Raw genomic sequence first — 19391 nt, forward strand, 5'->3', positions numbered from 1 at the left:
GTTATACAACCACTTAGCTACAAACAAAAAAATATGATTTGAAAAATCAATAAAAAAACCGAATTTTGAATACCTAAAATCCTCAGGAATGAAAGAAGTCTATTCCCTTAAAGAAGCCATCCAAAAAATAGAACATTATTGTGCTTATCAGGAACGTTGTCACGAAGAGGTAGAGCAAAAATTGCGAAGCATGAAAATGGATTCGGAAGAAATAGATCAAATAATTGCACATCTTATCAACGACAATTTTCTAAACGAAGAGCGTTTTGCCTGCAGTTTTGCCCGGGGAAAACACCGTATCAAACATTGGGGAAAAATCAGGATTACCAATGAATTAAAATTCAGGGGAATTAATCAGACTTTGATTAATATTGCCTTAAAAGAAATTAGCTCTGAGGAGTATTACAGTACTTTTGACACTTTAGCAACAAGACATTGGGAATCTATTCAAGAATCCAATTTGCTAAAAAAAAGAAAAAAATTTTGTGATTTTATGCTAAGACGCGGATTTGAGAGTAATCTGGTTTATGAAAAAGCTAGAGACTTGGAAAGCAGTGATCAGTAATCAGGTTTTTAGTGTTCAGTTATAAAAATCATTTACTTAAAAACACAACAAATCATCGTTTAAAATCCGTTTAATCTGTCAAATCTGTGACAAAAAACTGAGGGCTTTGTGCCTTCCTTGTGAGCTTCGTAGTTAAATTCCTAACAAAACGCTCACCGCATTTCCACCAAAACCTACAGCGTTTACCAGTACTTTTTTTATCGGTTTGCTTTGTGTTTGCTCATTCGCAAAAGGCACTCCAATAAATTGATTGTGTTGCAACATCAAAACGGCTAATTCAACGCTTAATATTCCCGAAGCACCAAACGTATGACCGATTTTCCACTTATTGGTAGTTAACAGCGGAAGGTTTTCTCCAAATATTTTCTGAATCGCTTTATACTCGGTTAAATCACCCGCTTTGGTTCCAGGCGCATGCATTACAATTACATCAACATCTTCTAAATTGGTATTCTGCAAAGCCATTTTCATCGATTTCTGAAAACAAGTCGCTTCTGATGATATAGAAATATTGTGTTCCAAAATTTCAGTAGCATAACCAATTCCTTCAATGAAAGCTAAAGCATTATCTTTCTTCCCCATTTCGAGACAACAAACCGCTGCTCCTTCTCCCAAAATCATCGAATTTAGTTTTTTATCTAAATTCAGTGCCTGATTGGGATAGGCTTCCTCACTATGCGAATATATTTTCAATGCCCGCATTTGAGCAATGGTAAAATCGGTTAGAGGGGCCTCACTGCCACCAACAAGAAATTTATCAACCATTCCGGCACGCAACCAGGCCACACCGTTTAAAAGGGCGTGTAAGGCCGTAGAACAAGTAATAGAATGCGAAATTTCAGGTCCCGTACTTTGTAAATCGTGTCCCACCCAAGAAGAAATATTCCCTAAAGTAGTTGTTGGCGAAGCTAACGTTTGTGCCTTGCCCGTTTCCAAATATTCCTGAAAATGTTTTTCGAATAAATCTGTTGCCCCACGCGAAGAACCGATATTGATTCCAAAAACCGAATTGGTATCCCATCCTGCATCTGCAACCGCTTGGCGCGAAGCAGCCATGGCGTACAAAACCGATGGATCTAACGATTTGTATTTAATATCCGATTGCTGCAATTCAGCCACAATTTGCCTTGAATTTTCATCTAACGAGGCAACCCAGCTTTCCTGATTATCTAAATACTTTTTAGAGAAAAAATGTTTTTCAGAAAGATAATTTTCCCAAATAGTTTTCTGGTCATTTCCTAAAGGAGAAATAGATGCTAGAGCGGTTATGGAGATTATTTGTGACAAGATTTTTTATTTTATTACACGAAGATTCGCAAAAGAATTTTCGGAGAGATTCACAAAACTTTTATAAAATAACTTAGCGAAGCTTTGTGTTTTCTTTGTGAATCTTTGTGAAAAATTTTTAGCAAATTTAAACTATTTCCAATGCATTTTCGACCACTTCATAGACTTTTTGCAATTGCTCATCCGTAATGATATAAGGCGGTAAAATGTAAACAATATTTCCTACCGGGCGCAGAATGATTCCGTTTTCGATAAAGAAATTATACAACTTCGTACGCATCGTTCCGTAATAACTTTCTTCGTTTTCTTTCTTTATTTCCAATGCAAAAATAGTCCCCAAAACCCGGGTAGTAGTCACTTTTGGATGATTCTTAATACGTTCTTGAAAAGCCAAATGGCTTGCATTTACCCGAACCAAATTAGCTTGCATTTCAGGAGTTTGCAACAACTCAAAACTAGCTAATGCTGCAGCGCAACCTGTAGGATTAGCGGTAAAAGTATGCCCGTGAAATAAGGCTTTATTAATATCATCATCATAAAAAGCTTCAAATATTTCCTGGGTAAAAGTTGTAATCGCCATAGGAATCGTTCCACCTGTCAATGCTTTAGACAAACACATCATATCAGGCTTTTGCTCGGCATAATCTATAGCAAAGGTTTTTCCTGTTTTACCAAAACCCGTCATGACTTCATCAGCAATAGTAAGCACATTATTCTCTTTACAAATTTGGATTAACTCATCCAAAGCATTCGGCTCATACATTACCATTCCAGCTGCTCCTTGTACCAAAGGCTCAAAGATAAATCCGGCACAATTATACTCCTGAATCACTTTTCTCAAAGCATCAAAACTTTGCTGTTCCTGTCCTTTTACCGGAACTGGAATGCGCACCACATCAATAAACATTCCTTGAAAAGCCTGGGTATAAAACGAAATTCCGCTTGCTGCCATAGCCGCAAAAGTATCGCCGTGAAAAGCATTTTCGAAAGCAATAATAGTTGTTCGTTTCTCACCTTTATTGAAAAAATACTGTAAAGCTACTTTTATAGCCACTTCAACCGAAGTCGAACCATTATCAGAAAAGAATATTTTTTGTTGATTTTTAGGCAGAATTTCGATTAACTTTTCTGCTACTTTTACTGCTGGTTCATGCGTAAAACCTCCAAAGAGAACATGCTCTAAAGTCGTTAATTGTTTATAAATAGCATCGGCTATAAATTTGTTGCTATGCCCAAAAGGATTCACCCACCACGAAGCAATAGCATCAATATATTCTTTATTGTTTTCGTCCCAAAGCAAAGCACCTTCACCTTTTGTAATTGCAATAGGAGTTTGAGCCGTTTTATGTTGGGTATAAGGATGCCAAAGATATTGGCTGTCTTTTTTTGTTAAAGTCATTTTTTTGAATATAGAAAATAGAGTATAGAATAAAGACCATACAATATAATTTTAGACAAAGATAAGAAAGTCTATTCTCTTTGTTCTTTTTTCTATTCTCTATAAACTTAAAAGATTCTCTCGAAACAAATCAGCATATTCTCGAATTACATTTTGGTCAAAATAGGGTTCTTCATTAATTCTTCCAATGCATTTTATACCGGTTTTTTTCAAAATAATAGATTCTGTAGATTGATTCTCCTTACCATTAAATACAATCCCCGCAATGGCAATATTTCTGCTTTTCAAAGCTTCAATAGTTAATAAAGTATGATTGATACTTCCCAAATAATGACGAGAAACCACAATTACTTTATAGTCTGGTTTTATTAAATCAATCACACAATCTTGATTATTCAGGGGAACAAAAAGTCCTCCTGCTCCTTCAACAACCAAATGATTCTCCGTAACTGGTTCTACTATTTTTTCTAAATCAATAACAACGTTATCCATTTCAGCAGCCAAATGTGGACTCGCTGGCGTATTTAAAGCATAACTATTGTGATGAAGTACCGTTTTAGCGTTCGATATATAAGATTTTATTTTATGACTGTCTGAGGTGTTTAAATCCCCCGCTTGAATAGGTTTCCAATAATCTGCCTCTAAAGCTTCGGTTATAATAGCTGAAGCAATAGTTTTGCCTACATCAGTACCAATTCCTGTTATAAATAATTTCATAGATTTTTTGTTTCGCAAAGATTCACAAAGATAAAGGAAGATTCACAAAGTTTCTTTTCAAAAATCCTTTTCAAAAGTTTCCAAATAAATAGTCCACGGATACTACTGATTTAACAGATTGTCATTGGTTACTAAAATTCAAATTTACACTTGTCACATCTATACTTATGCTTCGTACGAAATGGAATTCCTAAAAGAAGTGTTGAGAATGTGAACGTGATTAACGATTTTAAATCTTTTATCGAAGTAAACATACCTATTTGTTCTGCTCCACAATTTGGGCATTTAATAGGTTTATTATTATCATCTAATGAAACTTCGCTTATTTGTGATAAAATTTCTTGAGCACTTAACAAGTCTTCATTTTTGACATATAATTTCACTCCTCCCATAGCATTACTATACAATGGATTAGCTTCAATTGTATAATTATCTTTCATATAAACTTCAATTCCTTCAGATTCTAATTTCCCTTTGAAAATCATTGCTTCTGATGTATATTGATATCTTCCTATTAATGTGAAAATTGATTCTTCCATTTGTTTAGATCTATATATCTCTTCCTATTTAAAAACAAAAGTACTTAACAACTTTAATACTTCCGATATTTCATCCTTAGTATTAAAAGCATGTAGACAAAATCGCAATCTTTCCTGTCCTTCGGGAACGGTTGGCGAAAGAATTGCTTTGACATCAAAACCTTTTTGCTGAAGTTGCTTAGCAATAGTTTTTACCTTTTCATTTCCCGGAATAATAACCGATTGAATAGATGATTTACTTCGAACGAAAATTGGTTTTAAACCCAATAAATTCTTTTCTTGATTGAAATGGATGATATTCTCACGCAGCAACTCAATAGCCTTATTTTCTTTTTCTAAATTCTGATAAGCAATTAAAATTGTCGCAACAGAATGTGGAGAAAGTCCCGTAGTATAGATAAAACTTCGGGCAAAATTGACTAAATATTTTTTCAATTCCTGAGAACCTAAAATAGCTGCTCCATGACAACCCAAACCTTTTCCGAAAGTCATGATTCGGGCAAAGACTTTATCTTGAATACCAAATTCCTGAACCAGTCCTTGACCTTTATCTCCAAACACACCCAAAGCATGCGCTTCGTCAAGTACTAAATAGCAGCGGTGCTTTTCAGATAAATGAACTAATTCTTCTAAATTTGGAGCATCACCATCCATTGAAAAAACACTTTCGGTAACAATGTAAATAGTAGTATTTTGATTTCGAAGAATCAATTGTTCTAAATCTTCAAAATCATTGTGATTGAATTTATAAGCTTTCGCATAAGACAATTGGATTCCGTCTCTGATGGAAGCATGACACAATTCATCATACAAAATCAAATCGCCTTTTTGAGGAACGGAACTAAAGAAACCAACATTGGCATCATAACCCGAATTAAAAATCAACGCAGTTTCCGCTTGATGAAATTTGCTAATAAAATTTTCTGTTACACTATATAAATTATGATTTCCAGAAAGCAATCGGGAACCTGTTGCTCCGTTTTGGACAAAAGCATTATCTAATAAATACTGATGCGTTTGATTAAAAATTAACTCTGATTTTGAAAAGCCAAGATAATCATTGGATGCAAAATCAATAAGATTACCCTCAGAAGGCAATTGGCGCAGTGCATTATTTTGAATTCTGAATTCTAATTTTGCTTTAAGAATATTAGGTAGATTTCTCATAAATCAAAAGTAAAAAAAAACGCCAAGCAAAGCTTGACGTTTTTATATAAATCTAAATTGTCTTAGTCAGCTAAAACAATTACTTTATTGTCTTTCATTTCAATAGTCCCTGAAGAAATAGCTAAAGTATAGTTTTGATCGTTTACTTTCGAAAACAACTTTGCAGATTCTTTACTGAAGCTAAAACTTGGCGCTGTAATTTTAACAGTCCCTTTTTGAAGTAAGGAAACAATTGGAGCGTGATTATTCAAAATCTGAAAGCTTCCGTTTACACCTGGAACAGATACAGACGTTACTTCTCCTTTGAATAAAGATGCCTCTGGTGATACTATTTCTAAAATCATAATTTTTGAGTTATGGGTTATGGGTTATGAGTTAAAAGTTTAGTGAAGTAATTGCTAACCTCACAACCTATAACTCATAACTTATAACTTTATATTAAGCTTCAGCTAACATTTTCTCTCCAGCTTCGATAGCTTCTTCGATAGTTCCTTTAAGGTTAAATGCTGATTCTGGCAAGTGATCTAATTCACCGTCAATAATCATATTAAATCCTTTGATAGTATCTTTAATATCAACTAATACACCTGGAATACCTGTAAATTGCTCAGCAACGTGGAACGGTTGAGACAAGAAACGTTGTACACGACGTGCTCTTGATACAGCTAATTTATCTTCTTCAGATAATTCTTCCATACCTAAGATAGCGATGATATCTTGTAATTGTTTATATTTTTGAAGTATCTCTTTTACTCTTTGTGCACAGTCATAGTGCTCATTTCCTAAGATATGTGGAGTCAAGATACGAGAAGTAGAATCCAAAGGATCTACCGCAGGATAAATACCTAACTCAGCAATTTTACGAGACAATACAGTTGTAGCATCTAAGTGAGCAAACGTTGTTGCCGGTGCCGGGTCAGTTAAGTCATCCGCAGGTACGTAAACCGCCTGTACAGATGTAATAGATCCTTTGTTTGTAGAAGTAATACGCTCTTGCATAGCTCCCATCTCAGTTGCCAATGTTGGTTGGTAACCTACCGCAGATGGCATACGCCCTAAAAGTGCCGATACCTCAGAACCTGCTTGTGTAAAACGGAAGATATTATCAACGAAGAATAATACGTCTTTTCCTTGATCAGATCCAGCTCCATCACGGAAATACTCAGCAATAGATAATCCAGAAAGTGCCACACGTGCACGAGCTCCTGGTGGCTCATTCATTTGTCCGAAAACGAAAGTAGCTTTAGACTCTCTCATTCCTGGTAAATCTACTTTAGACAAATCCCATCCTCCATTTTCCATAGAGTGCATGAATTCCTCACCGTATTTAATAATTCCTGACTCTAGCATCTCACGAAGCAAGTCATTTCCTTCACGTGTTCTTTCTCCTACTCCTGCGAATACTGAAAGTCCACCGTGACCTTTTGCAATATTGTTAATCAACTCCTGAATCAATACAGTTTTACCAACACCGGCTCCACCAAACAATCCAATTTTACCTCCTTTTGCATAAGGTTCAATCAAATCGATTACTTTAATACCTGTGAATAAAACTTCTGATGAAGTTGATAAATCTTCGAATTTTGGTGCTTGACGGTGAATTGACATTCCGTTTTCACCTGTTTTAGGCAATTCTGGTAAACCATCAATAGCATCTCCAACAACGTTGAATAAACGACCGTAAACATCTGCTCCAATCGGCATTTGAATAGGATTACCTGTTCCTACTACTTCATAACCTCTGCTCAAACCATCTGTTGAATCCATCGAAATGGTACGAACAGTATTTTCTCCAATATGAGATTGTACCTCAAGGATTAATTTAGTACCATCCTTTTTAGTGATTTCTAATGAATCATAAATTTTTGGAAGTTCAACATCCTTACCGTTGAAAACAACGTCAACTACTGGGCCAATGATTTGGGCAACTTTTCCTATTACTCTAGACATTACTTATGTATTTATTAAACAGCTATTTAGGTTTACAAAACTTACCTCATCAAAATTCAATGATTTAGGTGTTTTTTCAGAGCGCAAAGATAATTTTTTAAAATAAAAAATCAACAATTTTATGCAAAAAACATAAAAAAATAAAACAAGACACGAAAACACCCCTAAAACCGACTTTAAAAACACTATTTTCCTAAAAAACAAAAAATCACTTCTTTATAAAAACAAGTGATTTTTTGTCAAAACCGATAACTTTTCCCAACGTCATCATAGAAAACCTTAATAGAGATTTTCAAAACTATTCGTCAAAGCATTTATTATGGATTTATTATCCAAGAAGCAAAATATTGGTGCCCTATCAAACCTGCTCCCAAAACCTGAGCATATTCCTTACCCCCAATATTCGAAGCCCCTACTTTCAAAGTCGATTTAAGCCCCGGAATGCTGTAATTAATTTGCGCATCAAATACAGTAGCCGCATCAATCATACCATCCACCATTGTAGACTGCCACAAATATCCTGTATTCCATCGTCCACTAACATTAAATCCGAAATTTTTAAACAGCTTCTCATTTCCGAATGATGCTTTTACTCTATGTTTTGGTGTATTAAAACCTGCTTCGAAGCTAGGATCTTTAGCCTGATCAAAACTAAATTCAGCATAATTATAATTCACTCCCACTTCAAAATCTTTATACACCTTTCTAATAAGACCTAAACCAAAACCAAATGATTTTATCTCAACATCAGTATTAGTATATAATTGATAGGCTCTAAAATTTCCATTTTGAAGAGCGTGTAATGTTTGAAATCCAGGATCAGTAGGTCCTGCTAACGGATTTGGAGAATCCTGTGCCGTTCCATAATATGGCGCAACAACATTTAAGTTCCCTATAAAATCATTATATATATTATAATAAGCACTAACATCAACAGACGTTTTATTTACATACGAACGATACCCTAATTCAAATGCCTTAACCTTTTCCGGTTTTACATAACCCACATTTGTTTTTCTCAACAAAGCCGAAGCAGCAACCGGATTAGCAGGCGCCAAAGCAGCAAATGCCTGAACCGTAGTTGCTGTATACGAATTACCATAAGCATTCACTCCTGTCATAACTTTTGTTGCTCCACCATTAAAAAACTGCCCAACAGTTGTGCTAACAGGCAAAGTTTCTGAATATCGCAATAAATTATCCGGAGCCGAACCTATCAATACCGCATTTCCAACATTAAATCCTATATATTGATCCTGTGTTGTAGGATTTCTAAAACCCGTTTGAAAAGAAGCTCTAAAATTATGTTTCTTATTTTCTCCTCCGGCATACACCAAAGAAACCCTTGGCGAAACGCTACCATTAAAATTTTTAGATTTATCATAACGTATGGAACCTGTAAACTTTAGCCTGTCATCCATAAACTTTTTCATCAATTGGGTATAAGCACCATACTCATTATAATGAATCGGCCCATTGCCATCGGTATAAATTCTTCCATGAGAATTCAATTGGTATTCTCTGAACGAACCTCCAATTTGGATTTCAGCAAATTTTATCAAGTCCTTAAAATTATAATTAGCATCGGAATGATAAATTTTAGAATTATCAACTAATTTAGAGCCTGTCAAAACATTTGGTTCAGCAATAACACCATTAAATGCAGCTTTAAAAGCAGCCGTTCCCGGCATTAACCTACCAACATCCGCTTGAGACCTTGCATAAGCATGTGCAGCTACAGGATTATTATAAAAAGGACTTGCCGGATTCCCAACCGCTCCCGCATAAGTTGCCGCATAAGTCCCAAACCAAACATCATCTGATTTCCATGCTCTATTCACATTAATCCCGGTAAAAAGCATATCATAAGACTGACCACCATCTTCTGAAGTCGTATATCCCCTCAAATAAAAGTTTTTACCTTTGAATTCCAATTTGTGTTGCTGCATGAAGAAATTATTCAAATAATAACGATTTGCCCCTTGGTAAACCGCATTCCCAAATCCAAATTTACTCAACCAGATAATCTCGAAATTTTCATTTCCAAAAGGTCGAAAATGAAGCGAAAGATCAATTTTGGTATTACTCGCCTTATTATCGGTCAAATCCGTTTCATTATATCCCGTTCTCGACACGTTTTCTTTAGGCAATAATGATGCAAAACCCACCGGCAAACCTGCTGCAGCCCATTTTCCATTGGCTATCATAGCCTGACCTACATTATAGATATTAGTAGTAACCTCATCTCCATAAACATTGATTCCGTCATAATTGGGATGACTTCTATCCCTTCCATCTATTGTTCTATCATTATAATTTGTAGCATACCAATCGGTTCCTCGCATATAGGTAAAATTTGCCTTAGCAGCAAAATGTTTATCAAAAGCATGAGCCATTCTAATTCCATAATCAACAAAATCATTACTACCAGCGGCTTTTTGACTCGTTTGCCCATATTTTACATAAGCAGTAATTCCCTGACTGGTAAAAGGACTTTTACTATTCATAAACATAATACCGTTAAATGCATTTGCACCATATAAGGCAGAAGAAGCACCCGGTAACAACTCCACATTTTGAACATCAATTTCAGAAATACCAACCATATTCCCTAAAACAAAATTCAACAAAGGAGACGAATTATCCATCCCATCCACTAATTGTAAAAAACGGGAATTGGCTACAGTAGCAAAACCACGGGTATTAATAGACTTGAAAGTCAAACTACTGGTATTCATTTGAACTTCTTTCATATTCTCCAAACCATCATAAAAAGTTGGGGAGGCTGTTTTTTTCACCTCGGCAATACCCATTCTCTCAATGGTAACCGGTGATTCAAAAACCCTTTCTGGTGTCCTAGAGGCTGACACCACAATTTCATCGAGCACGTTTTGTTTCTCTTTAAGAACAACATTAATTACTTGTTTTTTCGAAGTAATCTCTATCCTCTTTGATTCAAAACCTATGCTACTGACTTCTATTTCATACGGAAGCGTCTTAGATGTATTTAAAATAAACTTCCCATCACTATCGGTTACTGCCGCAGATGAATCTCCTATCACCTTGACATTAGCGCCAACAACGGGTTGATTATTACTTTCGACAACTACGCCTTGAACAGCATTCTGAGCACATAGTGCATTACAGAAAAACAATGACAAAATAAATAAATACGCTCTCATATGATTTAGTTTTTATTGATTTATACATTCAAAAGCCATCAACTTTCTCATTACCACATCACCAAAAAAACCAAGCGTTTCCGACTAATTAAATTTAATCAAAAAAGTCATACTTAACAAAAAATATGTCAGAAAATTCAATTTCCAATAATCTGACGCTATTTTAAAAAAATTGCATAAAAAAAGCAAGACTCTATAGTCTTGCTTTTTTCTATTTTCAATCTTAAATGAATTATTACTCTACTGTAACCGATTTTGCTAAATTTCGAGGCTGATCAACATTACAATCTCTATAAACAGCAATGTAATAAGACAATAATTGCAGTGGAATAGTAGTAATCAACGGAGACAAAGCATCCGAAGTTTCAGGAATTTCGATAACATAATCAGCTAATTCCCTAACCTGAGTATCTCCCTTAGTCACAACAGCAATAATTTTTCCGCTTCTTGACTTAATTTCCTGAATATTACTCACTATTTTGTCATAATGTCCTTGCTTTGGAGCAATAATCACAACTGGCATTTGCTCGTCTATCAAAGCAATTGGACCGTGTTTCATTTCAGCAGCCGGATAACCTTCTGCATGAATATACGATATCTCTTTAAGCTTCAAAGCTCCTTCTAAAGCTACAGGAAAATTATAACCACGACCTAAATACAAGCAGTTAGGAGCATCTTTGAATGCAGCAGCTATTTCTTTTGCTTTATCACTAGTCTCCAAAGCTTCTTTTACTTTCTCAGGAATCAATTCTAATTCTAATAAATATCTATGATAATCAGAATGAGACAAAGTTCCCTTAGCTTTTGCTAAACGCAATGCTATCATTGTCAAAACAGTAATTTGAGTAGTAAAAGCTTTTGTCGAAGCTACACCAATTTCTGGTCCAGCATGAGTATAGGCCCCTGCATGCGATTCTCTTGAAATAGAAGAACCCACTACGTTACAAACCCCAAAAACAAAAGCCCCACATTCTTTAGCTAATTTAATAGCCGCCATAGTATCGGCAGTTTCACCAGATTGCGAAATTGCAATAACTACATCTGTACTTTTAATGATTGGATTTCTATATCTAAACTCTGAAGCATACTCTACTTCTACTGAAATACGGGCAAATTCTTCAAAAATATATTCAGCAACCAAACCAGCATGCCATGAAGTACCACAGGCTACAATAATTATTCTGTCGGCATTTAAGAATTTCTCTAAATTATCCTCAATCCCGGACATCTGAATAATTCCTTTATCAGCATGTAACCTACCTCTATAAGTATCTTTAATTACACTAGGTTGCTCATAGATTTCTTTCAACATGAAGTGATCAAATCCTCCTTTTTCAATTTGCTCCAAATTCATTTGAAGTTCCTGAATATAAGGATCAACCAAACTATCATCTTTTATTTTTCTAATCTTAATAGGCTTATGAAGTCTGATATTAGCCATTTCACCATCCTCTAAATACACTGCGTTTGAAGTATATTCGATAAAAGGAGAAGCATCTGAAGCAATAAAATATTCTCCTTCGCCCACACCAATTGCCAGAGGGCTACCTAAACGGGCCGCAACAATTTCTTCTGGATTTTTTGTATCGAAAACAGCAATAGCATAAGCACCTACCACTTGATTAAGCGCTAACTGAACTGCTTTTCCTAATTTTAATTTTTCTTTCTTTTGAACTTCTTCAATCAAATTCACCAAAACTTCGGTATCTGTATCTGAATGAAAAACATAACCACGTTTGATCAATTCTTCTTTTAATGGTGCATAATTCTCAATAATTCCATTATGAACAATTGCCAATTCGCCTGAATTTGAAAGGTGGGGATGTGAGTTCACATCATTCGGAACACCATGTGTAGCCCATCTTGTATGACCAATACCGATAGTTCCATTAGTAGTAATCTCTTTCAAAGCACGTTCTTCAAGCGAAACAACTTTCCCTTTTGTTTTACAAACTTTAATCGCACCATCATAAACCATTACACCGGCACTATCATAACCTCTGTACTCAAGTCTTTTTAAACCTTTAATAACGATAGGATAAGCCTCTCTATGACCTATATAACCAACGATTCCACACATAAATTTTAATATTAATCAGGTTTTGTGTAATATATTTCTAATTTTAATCTTTTATCATCTGCCACAGTTGACTTACTACCATGAAGTACCACACCCAATGGACTCATCACAGATGCCTGAGGCAACTTAGTCAAAGTTGTTCCTGTTTGCAACGGTAATCTCAACTTATTAATTGTACTATTCCTAATATCCTCTGTAACAACAACTCCAAGTTTCACATTTACAGAATCTCTATTTTTAACTAAACTTCTGATTTGATTAGTTAATCTAATCTTATAAGTTTTATCACTTGTATTAGTTGGATTTAAAATACCACTATATATCAACTGTCCTGATTTAACATTTGTTCCTGTTGTTCCATCATAAAGATAATCCAATACTGGTGCATTATTAGTCAAATCATACAGATAAATACGATTAGGCAATTTATTTGACCCCATTGCATCACCATCAATATGGAAAACCAGATTAGCCTCATTAACCAACAATTTTTTCTTTCCTGAAAGATATTTTAAATCATCTAATTCATCCGAAACACCATTAGGTTGATTAACTAGATTTCCATCAGCATCATAACCTTTCAAATCAGTTTTATTAAAAAGCTCTAAAACAGCCATTGAACCTTCACCACCTCTTAAATACAACCTACTATCTCCAGCTGCACTATTTGGATTAGTAATTGCTGCATTATAACTAGGTTGATTTGTATTTGATAACAAATTCACTGTATTTCCAGTTAAATTAAGAACTATAGATCTACTAACTCTAGTTGTAGTAGTTGTAGTTACTCCATTCGTTGTTGTTGTAACTACATTATCTTCCTTATAGTTAATAGTAACGGTTCCTGCTTTAAAATTCATCATCGCCAAACGTCCCGGATTCGAACCTGATTTTTCTACTTTAAAATACAAGCCTCTAAAGTAGTTTTTAAAAACATCATTGGTTATTAATTTACCCGAAGCAGCAGCATCAATAATACTTGTTTGAAAATAACCTTTATTCAAAGCCAAACGCATAGCCGGAGGAGTTCTCGTTATCGTAGGCGTACCATCAGTGGTTGTTGCTGGCGTTGTTACCTTAAACTCCTTATTATCAAAGAAAAATTCATCGTTTTGAGAAACAATACTATCATTTAATCGGGTAGCTTTTTTTAAAGCATCAAAATCAGCTCCTTGATTTGTGTAATATTTTTGCGGTTCTAAAAATGCCGCATCAGGATCTAAATCTCGCATGAAATAACCATTTTCGTACACACTCAACTTTATTTTTCCAGTTTCAGGACCATAAATTGAATCTAATCTATAAGTATTATCTCCTGAAGTTGCATCGGTACTAGTTAGAGTACTAAAATAAGGAATAGACAAAACTACATTATCTACTATAGCGTTATTACCAATAGTAGGATTTACAGAAGCCAAAACTACCTGGGTAGCAAAACTCGCTTCGGTAGTACCAAAAACAGGATCTTCATAGACTCCCAAAGCATTTACAGGCAAATTATTAGACTGAACCGGACCTACTTTTTGATTATAAGAAAGCACATCATAAGTACTGTGTTCCAAACCAAAATGATCATCCCCCACTAAATCATTCCCAATGGTATTAAAATCTTTATCACAGGAAGATAAAAAAACAATACTTATTACAATTAGAATTATCTTAAAAAAAGAATTATTGTGCATATTTGATAATAAAAAAGTTGGGATTAAAGCATTTCTCTGTAAAAATTGCTATACGCTTCCGCGAAAGCATCTTTCGGGACGTAAGGTAAAAAAGGTTTTCCTGAAGTTTCAATAAATTTTGTTAAACTTGAACTTACATTTGATGAAGCAATAATTACCGCATCCGAATGCATTACAGTTGCCTTAATAATATTCTCGTAATCAGGAGTCGAAAGCATAGCCACATCCTCCTGAGGCACTCCATCAAGTTTTACTTTGTTAATCATTTCAACATCTAAAGTCCCGTCAAAAGATTGTGCATATACCGAAGTAACTATCTTAGTTTCCGAAAACAAAGCTTCATTTTTATAAAAATGCTTCATGTAAACTGGCAACATTGCCGCCATCCATCCGTGAACGTGAATAATATCAGGAACCCAGTTTAATTTTTTCACCGTCTCAACAACTCCTTTTGCAAAAAATATAGCACGCTCATCATTATCAGGATACATCACCCCATCTTCATCAGCAAACGTAGCTTTTCTTTTGAAATACTCATCATTATCAATAAAATATACCTGAATTCTTTCTTTTGGAATAGAAGCTACCTTAATTATCAAAGGCATATCTAAGTCATTTACTACCAAATTCATTCCAGATAGACGAATTACTTCATGCAATTGGTGTCTTCTTTCATTAATATTCCCGTATCTTGGCATAAAAATCCTAATCTGTCCCCCTTGATCATTCACCATCTTAGGAACATCATAAGACATTAAAGAAACCTCATTTTCAGCTAAATAGGGAACCACTTCAGATGATACATATAATATCCTCTTATCTTTCATATTGTAATTTACTTAGTTAAGTTGGTAATAAAAACCACGCAAAATTACGAAATTTTATGCAGTTATTAACTAATATATTATGTTTGCATTTAATTTTAATAAAATAATCATGCCTATTTTCTATGGAAAAGCTGCTTTAATTGATTTTTTAAATTCGATTAAAACGCCAAATTCCACTATTGGTTTTGTTCCAACAATGGGTGCGCTACATCAAGGCCACCTCTCTCTGATGCAACAATCACTAGCAGAAAACAACAATACTGTAGTAAGTATTTTTGTCAATCCTACACAATTTAACAATCCTGAAGATTTAAAAAAATACCCAAGAACCTTAGAAGCAGATACTCAAAAAATAGCTCATTTAGATGCAAATATAATTGTCTACGCACCCACAGTAGACGATATTTACGAAGGAAAAACCGTATCACAAGACTTTGATTTTGACGGATTGGAAAATCAAATGGAAGGTAAATTCAGACCCGGTCATTTTAACGGAGTAGGAACTATTGTCAAAAGATTATTCGAAATCGTCTCACCTACCAATGCTTATTTTGGAGAAAAAGACTTCCAACAACTGCAAATTGTAAAAAAAATGGTCCGCAAAACCCATTTGGACGTAAACATCATTGGTTGCAACATTTACCGAGAAGCTAACGGACTGGCGATGAGCTCCAGAAACGAACGTTTATCTGCCTCCGAAAGAGAGAAAGCGGCAATTATATATCAAACACTGCTTGAAGCCAAAGAAAAATTCGAAACCCAGAATTGTGACGAAGTAAAAAAATGGGTAACAGAAGTATTCGACTCCAACAGTATTTTTGATTTAGAATACTTTGAAATCGCCGATGAAGAAACACTTTTACCTTGCATAAATCAATCAAAAGATAAAAATTATCGCGCATTTATAGCCGTATTTGTTAATAATATCCGATTGATTGATACCATTTCACTAAAATAATTTACTTTTGTGCCATGCAAATTCAAGTTTTAAAATCAAAAATTCATCGGGTAAAAGTAACGGGAGCCGATTTAAATTATATTGGCAGCATTACCATCGATGAAACCTTATTAGAAGCTTCAAATATTATTGAAGGAGAAAAAGTTTCTATTGTTAACATCAACAACGGAGAACGTTTTGACACTTACGCCATTAAAGGAGAAAGAAATTCTGGCGAAATTACACTTAATGGTCCGGCGGCCAGAAAAGTGCAGAGAGACGACATTATCATTATTATTTCTTACGCAACTATAGATTTCGAAGAAGCAAAAACCTTCCAACCCTGGATTATTTTTCCAAATGAAAATGACAATTCATTGACCTAAATTAGTATTCAAAAAACATAAAATAATTGAAGCGTTTCCTAAAAAGAAACGCTTCTTGTTTTTTAGGCTATATCTTACTTTGATTAAAAATTACTATCTTGCTATTCCATTTAAAATTCTCATTTTAAAACTCCCAAATCATGAAACAAACATTACTTTTATTCTTCTTTTGCATTTCATTATTTGCTCAAAAAAAAACCGAGTTAATCAAATCTAATAAACTGGGAGAAACCCGAGAAATCATCGTTAGCCTGCCTTCTTCTTACGAAACTAGCCCTACCAAAAGGTACCCTATCCTGTTATTACTAGACGGAGATTACTTATTTGATCCTTTCCAAGGCGCCTTAAAATATGGCGAATATTGGGACGACTTACCTGAAACTATTATTATTGGAATCAATCAAAAAAGCAGCCGTATGAACGACTGCGCTTTTGACGAAACCGAAGGCACTCCAACGAAAAAATCAGCCGCTTTTTACAACTTCATTGGCGAAGAACTCATGCCTTTTATCGAAAAAAAATACCGTGTAGCTCCTTTTCGAATTATTGCAGGACATGACACCACAGCCGGTTTTTTAAATTTCTTTCTGTACAAAGAAAACTCTTTTTTTAATGCCTATATTTCATTGAGTCCCGAATTTGCCCCAGGCATGGAAAACCAAATTGCCACGAGTTTAACCAATACTAAAAAACCGTTGTTCTACTATCAATCTTCGGCCGACGGTGACATCAAACAATTGCGCCAACCGGTAGAAGAATTAGACAACAACCTAAAATCGATAACAAATCCGTTAGTCAATTACCAATACAACAAATTCAACAATGCCTCGCATTATTCCTTGGTTTTATATTCGATTCCAAATGCTTTGTACCAAATTTTCGACAGCTACAAACCTATTTCTTCCACTGAATTCACTGAAAAAATTGTCGTTTTACCATCTGGTTATGTGGATTATCTGATTAAGAAATACCAAACCACAACCGAAAAACTAGGTTTACAAATCCCTGTTCGAATCAATGATTTCAAGGCCATCGAAGCTGCTATTTTAAAAAACAAGGCTTATGATGAACTAGAGAAATTAGCCCAAATTGCCAATAAAAATTACCCAAAAACCATGCTTGCCGATTACGAATTAGGCTTAATGTATGAAAAAAACGGCGATGCTAAAAAAGCTGCTGCCAAATACCAACGCGCATCACAGTTAGATGAAATTGGCGATTTGACCAAAGAAATGATGTACAATAAGTACGATGATATGAAAAGCTTAACCGTTAAAAAATAATGTCGAAAGTTAAAACCTCTTTTTTCTGCCAGAACTGCGGAACTCAATATGCCAAATGGCAAGGCCAATGCAATGCCTGCAAAGAATGGAACACAATAGCCGAAGAAATCATTCAAAAACAGGAAAAAGTAGCCTGGAAAAGTGAATCGGCTCCCAGCAGCAAAGCGCCAAAACCTTTACGAATAAACGAAATTGATTCGACTCAGGAAATCCGAATGAACACCACTGACAACGAACTCAATCGCGTATTAGGTGGTGGCATTGTTCCGGGTTCCATGATTCTTTTAGGCGGAGAACCGGGAATTGGAAAAAGTACACTTCTACTGCAAATATCATTAAAACTACCTTATAAAACCTTATATGTTTCGGGCGAGGAAAGTCAGAAACAAATAAAAATGCGTGCTGAAAGAATCACTCCCAGCAGCGATAATTGCTACATTCTGACGGAAACCAAAACCCAAAACATTTTCAAACAAATTGAAGCCATTGAACCCGAAATCGTGATTATCGATTCGATTCAAACTCTTCATACCGATTATATCGAATCAACAGCCGGGAGCATTTCCCAAATCAGGGAAACTACTGCCGAACTCATCAAGTTTGCCAAAGAAACCAACATTCCTGTGATTCTGATTGGTCATATTACCAAAGACGGAAATATTGCCGGGCCAAAAATTCTGGAACACATGGTGGATACCGTGTTGCAATTTGAAGGCGACCGAAACCACGTATACCGCATTTTGCGTGCACATAAAAACCGTTTTGGTTCTACTGCCGAAATCGGGATTTATGAAATGCTGGGCAGCGGATTAAGAGAAGTCTCCAATCCATCGGAAATATTGATTTCGCACAAAGACGAAGAATTATCAGGAACAGCCATTGCCACCACACTCGAAGGCATGCGCCCGTTGTTGATTGAAATTCAATCCTTGGTCAGCACTGCGGTTTATGGAACTCCACAACGCAGCACCACTGGTTATAACGCCAAAAGACTGAACATGATTTTAGCCGTCTTAGAAAAAAGGGCCGGTTTCAGGCTTGGTGCCAAAGACGTTTTCCTGAACGTGACCGGAGGAATTTCGGTAGACGATCCCGCTATAGATTTGGCCGTGGTAGCCGCTATTTTATCTTCAAATGAAGACATTCCCGTAAATAAGGATTTCTGCTTCGCTGGTGAAGTGGGACTTTCAGGCGAAATCCGTCCTGTAAACCGCATAGACCAACGCATTCAGGAAGCCGAGAAACTAGGATTTTCGACCATTTTTGTATCGAAATACAACAAAATTGCCTTAAAAAATACAGGAATCAAAATTGAATTGGTCGCTAAAATTGAAGATGTGGCGAGTATGCTTTTTGGGTAAAAAAATAAAAATATGAGGTATCCTTTTTT

General features: G+C 35.3%; 16 protein-coding genes. 5 read left to right on the forward strand and 11 right to left on the reverse strand.

The features are described from left to right. Positions 1 to 88: 88 nt before the first annotated feature. Positions 89 to 565, forward strand: coding sequence for a regulatory protein RecX (locus EOD40_RS01330; RefSeq protein WP_128193096.1), 477 nt, complete (start codon positions 89 to 91; stop codon positions 563 to 565). Between the two features lie 132 nt (positions 566 to 697). Here EOD40_RS01330 and EOD40_RS01335 read toward each other — a convergent pair whose 3' ends face one another. The 11 genes from EOD40_RS01335 to EOD40_RS01385 form a co-directional block, all read right to left on the reverse strand. Next, positions 698 to 1852 (reverse strand): beta-ketoacyl synthase N-terminal-like domain-containing protein, encoded by a 1155-nt coding sequence (locus tag EOD40_RS01335; protein WP_128193097.1) that lies wholly within the window; start codon positions 1850 to 1852, stop codon positions 698 to 700. 127 nt (positions 1853 to 1979) lie between these two features. Beyond that, positions 1980 to 3251: an adenosylmethionine--8-amino-7-oxononanoate transaminase gene (gene bioA, locus EOD40_RS01340; RefSeq protein ID WP_128193098.1), complete on the reverse strand. Its 1272-nt coding sequence runs from the start codon at positions 3249 to 3251 to the stop codon at positions 1980 to 1982. A 99-nt stretch (positions 3252 to 3350) separates the two neighbouring features. Then, positions 3351 to 3968: a dethiobiotin synthase gene (gene bioD / locus EOD40_RS01345; protein ID WP_128193099.1), complete on the reverse strand. Its 618-nt coding sequence runs from the start codon at positions 3966 to 3968 to the stop codon at positions 3351 to 3353. Between the two features lie 131 nt (positions 3969 to 4099). Further along, positions 4100 to 4507: a putative signal transducing protein gene (locus tag EOD40_RS01350; RefSeq protein WP_128193100.1), complete on the reverse strand. Its 408-nt coding sequence runs from the start codon at positions 4505 to 4507 to the stop codon at positions 4100 to 4102. Positions 4508 to 4531: 24 nt separating this feature from the next. Further along, complete coding sequence (locus tag EOD40_RS01355) at positions 4532 to 5674, reverse strand: aminotransferase class I/II-fold pyridoxal phosphate-dependent enzyme (protein WP_128193101.1); 1143 nt, start codon at positions 5672 to 5674, stop codon at positions 4532 to 4534. A gap of 62 nt (positions 5675 to 5736) precedes the next feature. Beyond that, positions 5737 to 6018 (reverse strand): F0F1 ATP synthase subunit epsilon, encoded by a 282-nt coding sequence (locus EOD40_RS01360; protein WP_128193102.1) that lies wholly within the window; start codon positions 6016 to 6018, stop codon positions 5737 to 5739. 94 nt (positions 6019 to 6112) lie between these two features. After that, positions 6113 to 7624, reverse strand: a complete 1512-nt coding sequence (gene atpD, locus EOD40_RS01365) for a F0F1 ATP synthase subunit beta (protein ID WP_128193103.1) — start codon at positions 7622 to 7624, stop codon at positions 6113 to 6115. A 317-nt stretch (positions 7625 to 7941) separates the two neighbouring features. After that, positions 7942 to 10806 carry a TonB-dependent receptor domain-containing protein gene (locus EOD40_RS01370; RefSeq protein WP_128193104.1) on the reverse strand — a complete coding sequence of 955 codons (2865 nt, stop codon included), beginning with the start codon at positions 10804 to 10806 and terminating at the stop codon, positions 7942 to 7944. Positions 10807 to 11041: 235 nt separating this feature from the next. Continuing rightward, on the reverse strand, positions 11042 to 12886 hold the full coding sequence (gene glmS / locus EOD40_RS01375; protein ID WP_128193105.1) for a glutamine--fructose-6-phosphate transaminase (isomerizing): 1845 nt from the start codon (positions 12884 to 12886) through the stop codon (positions 11042 to 11044). Between the two features lie 11 nt (positions 12887 to 12897). After that, positions 12898 to 14568 carry a DUF4270 domain-containing protein gene (locus EOD40_RS01380; protein WP_128193106.1) on the reverse strand — a complete coding sequence of 557 codons (1671 nt, stop codon included), beginning with the start codon at positions 14566 to 14568 and terminating at the stop codon, positions 12898 to 12900. A 23-nt stretch (positions 14569 to 14591) separates the two neighbouring features. Beyond that, on the reverse strand, positions 14592 to 15395 hold the full coding sequence (locus EOD40_RS01385; RefSeq protein ID WP_128193107.1) for a glycogen/starch synthase: 804 nt from the start codon (positions 15393 to 15395) through the stop codon (positions 14592 to 14594). A gap of 79 nt (positions 15396 to 15474) precedes the next feature. Between EOD40_RS01385 and panC the strand changes: the two genes are divergently transcribed. The 4 genes from panC (at position 15475) to radA (ending at position 19362) form a co-directional block, all read left to right on the forward strand. Continuing rightward, positions 15475 to 16353, forward strand: a complete 879-nt coding sequence (gene panC / locus EOD40_RS01390) for a pantoate--beta-alanine ligase (protein WP_128193108.1) — start codon at positions 15475 to 15477, stop codon at positions 16351 to 16353. Between the two features lie 14 nt (positions 16354 to 16367). Next, complete coding sequence (panD, locus tag EOD40_RS01395; RefSeq protein ID WP_128193109.1) at positions 16368 to 16718, forward strand: aspartate 1-decarboxylase; 351 nt, start codon at positions 16368 to 16370, stop codon at positions 16716 to 16718. 140 nt (positions 16719 to 16858) lie between these two features. Continuing rightward, positions 16859 to 18001, forward strand: coding sequence for an alpha/beta hydrolase (locus EOD40_RS01400; RefSeq protein WP_128193110.1), 1143 nt, complete (start codon positions 16859 to 16861; stop codon positions 17999 to 18001). Then, the gene (gene radA / locus EOD40_RS01405; protein ID WP_128193111.1) at positions 18001 to 19362 is read left to right on the forward strand and encodes a DNA repair protein RadA; all 1362 of its coding nucleotides are present in this window, start codon (positions 18001 to 18003) and stop codon (positions 19360 to 19362) included. Before EOD40_RS01400 ends, radA begins: the two co-directional genes overlap by 1 nt. The last annotated feature ends 29 nt before the right edge of the window (positions 19363 to 19391 follow it).

The organism is Flavobacterium sufflavum (assembly GCF_004016525.1).
Lineage (GTDB): Bacteria > Bacteroidota > Bacteroidia > Flavobacteriales > Flavobacteriaceae > Flavobacterium > Flavobacterium sufflavum.

Coding starts and splice junctions, on each gene's coding strand:
- panD (WP_128193109.1), top strand. CDS start 16,368: ATGCAAATTCAAGTTTTAAAATCAAAAATTCATCGGGTAAAAGTAACG.
- radA (WP_128193111.1), top strand. CDS start 18,001: ATGTCGAAAGTTAAAACCTCTTTTTTCTGCCAGAACTGCGGAACTCAA.
- bioD (WP_128193099.1), bottom strand. CDS start 3,968: ATGAAATTATTTATAACAGGAATTGGTACTGATGTAGGCAAAACTATT.
- EOD40_RS01350 (WP_128193100.1), bottom strand. CDS start 4,507: ATGGAAGAATCAATTTTCACATTAATAGGAAGATATCAATATACATCA.
- EOD40_RS01385 (WP_128193107.1), bottom strand. CDS start 15,395: ATGAAAGATAAGAGGATATTATATGTATCATCTGAAGTGGTTCCCTAT.
- glmS (WP_128193105.1), bottom strand. CDS start 12,886: ATGTGTGGAATCGTTGGTTATATAGGTCATAGAGAGGCTTATCCTATC.
- EOD40_RS01400 (WP_128193110.1), top strand. CDS start 16,859: ATGAAACAAACATTACTTTTATTCTTCTTTTGCATTTCATTATTTGCT.
- EOD40_RS01330 (WP_128193096.1), top strand. CDS start 89: ATGAAAGAAGTCTATTCCCTTAAAGAAGCCATCCAAAAAATAGAACAT.
- EOD40_RS01360 (WP_128193102.1), bottom strand. CDS start 6,018: ATGATTTTAGAAATAGTATCACCAGAGGCATCTTTATTCAAAGGAGAA.
- EOD40_RS01370 (WP_128193104.1), bottom strand. CDS start 10,806: ATGAGAGCGTATTTATTTATTTTGTCATTGTTTTTCTGTAATGCACTA.
- EOD40_RS01380 (WP_128193106.1), bottom strand. CDS start 14,568: ATGCACAATAATTCTTTTTTTAAGATAATTCTAATTGTAATAAGTATT.
- atpD (WP_128193103.1), bottom strand. CDS start 7,624: ATGTCTAGAGTAATAGGAAAAGTTGCCCAAATCATTGGCCCAGTAGTT.
- bioA (WP_128193098.1), bottom strand. CDS start 3,251: ATGACTTTAACAAAAAAAGACAGCCAATATCTTTGGCATCCTTATACC.
- EOD40_RS01355 (WP_128193101.1), bottom strand. CDS start 5,674: ATGAGAAATCTACCTAATATTCTTAAAGCAAAATTAGAATTCAGAATT.
- panC (WP_128193108.1), top strand. CDS start 15,475: ATGTTTGCATTTAATTTTAATAAAATAATCATGCCTATTTTCTATGGA.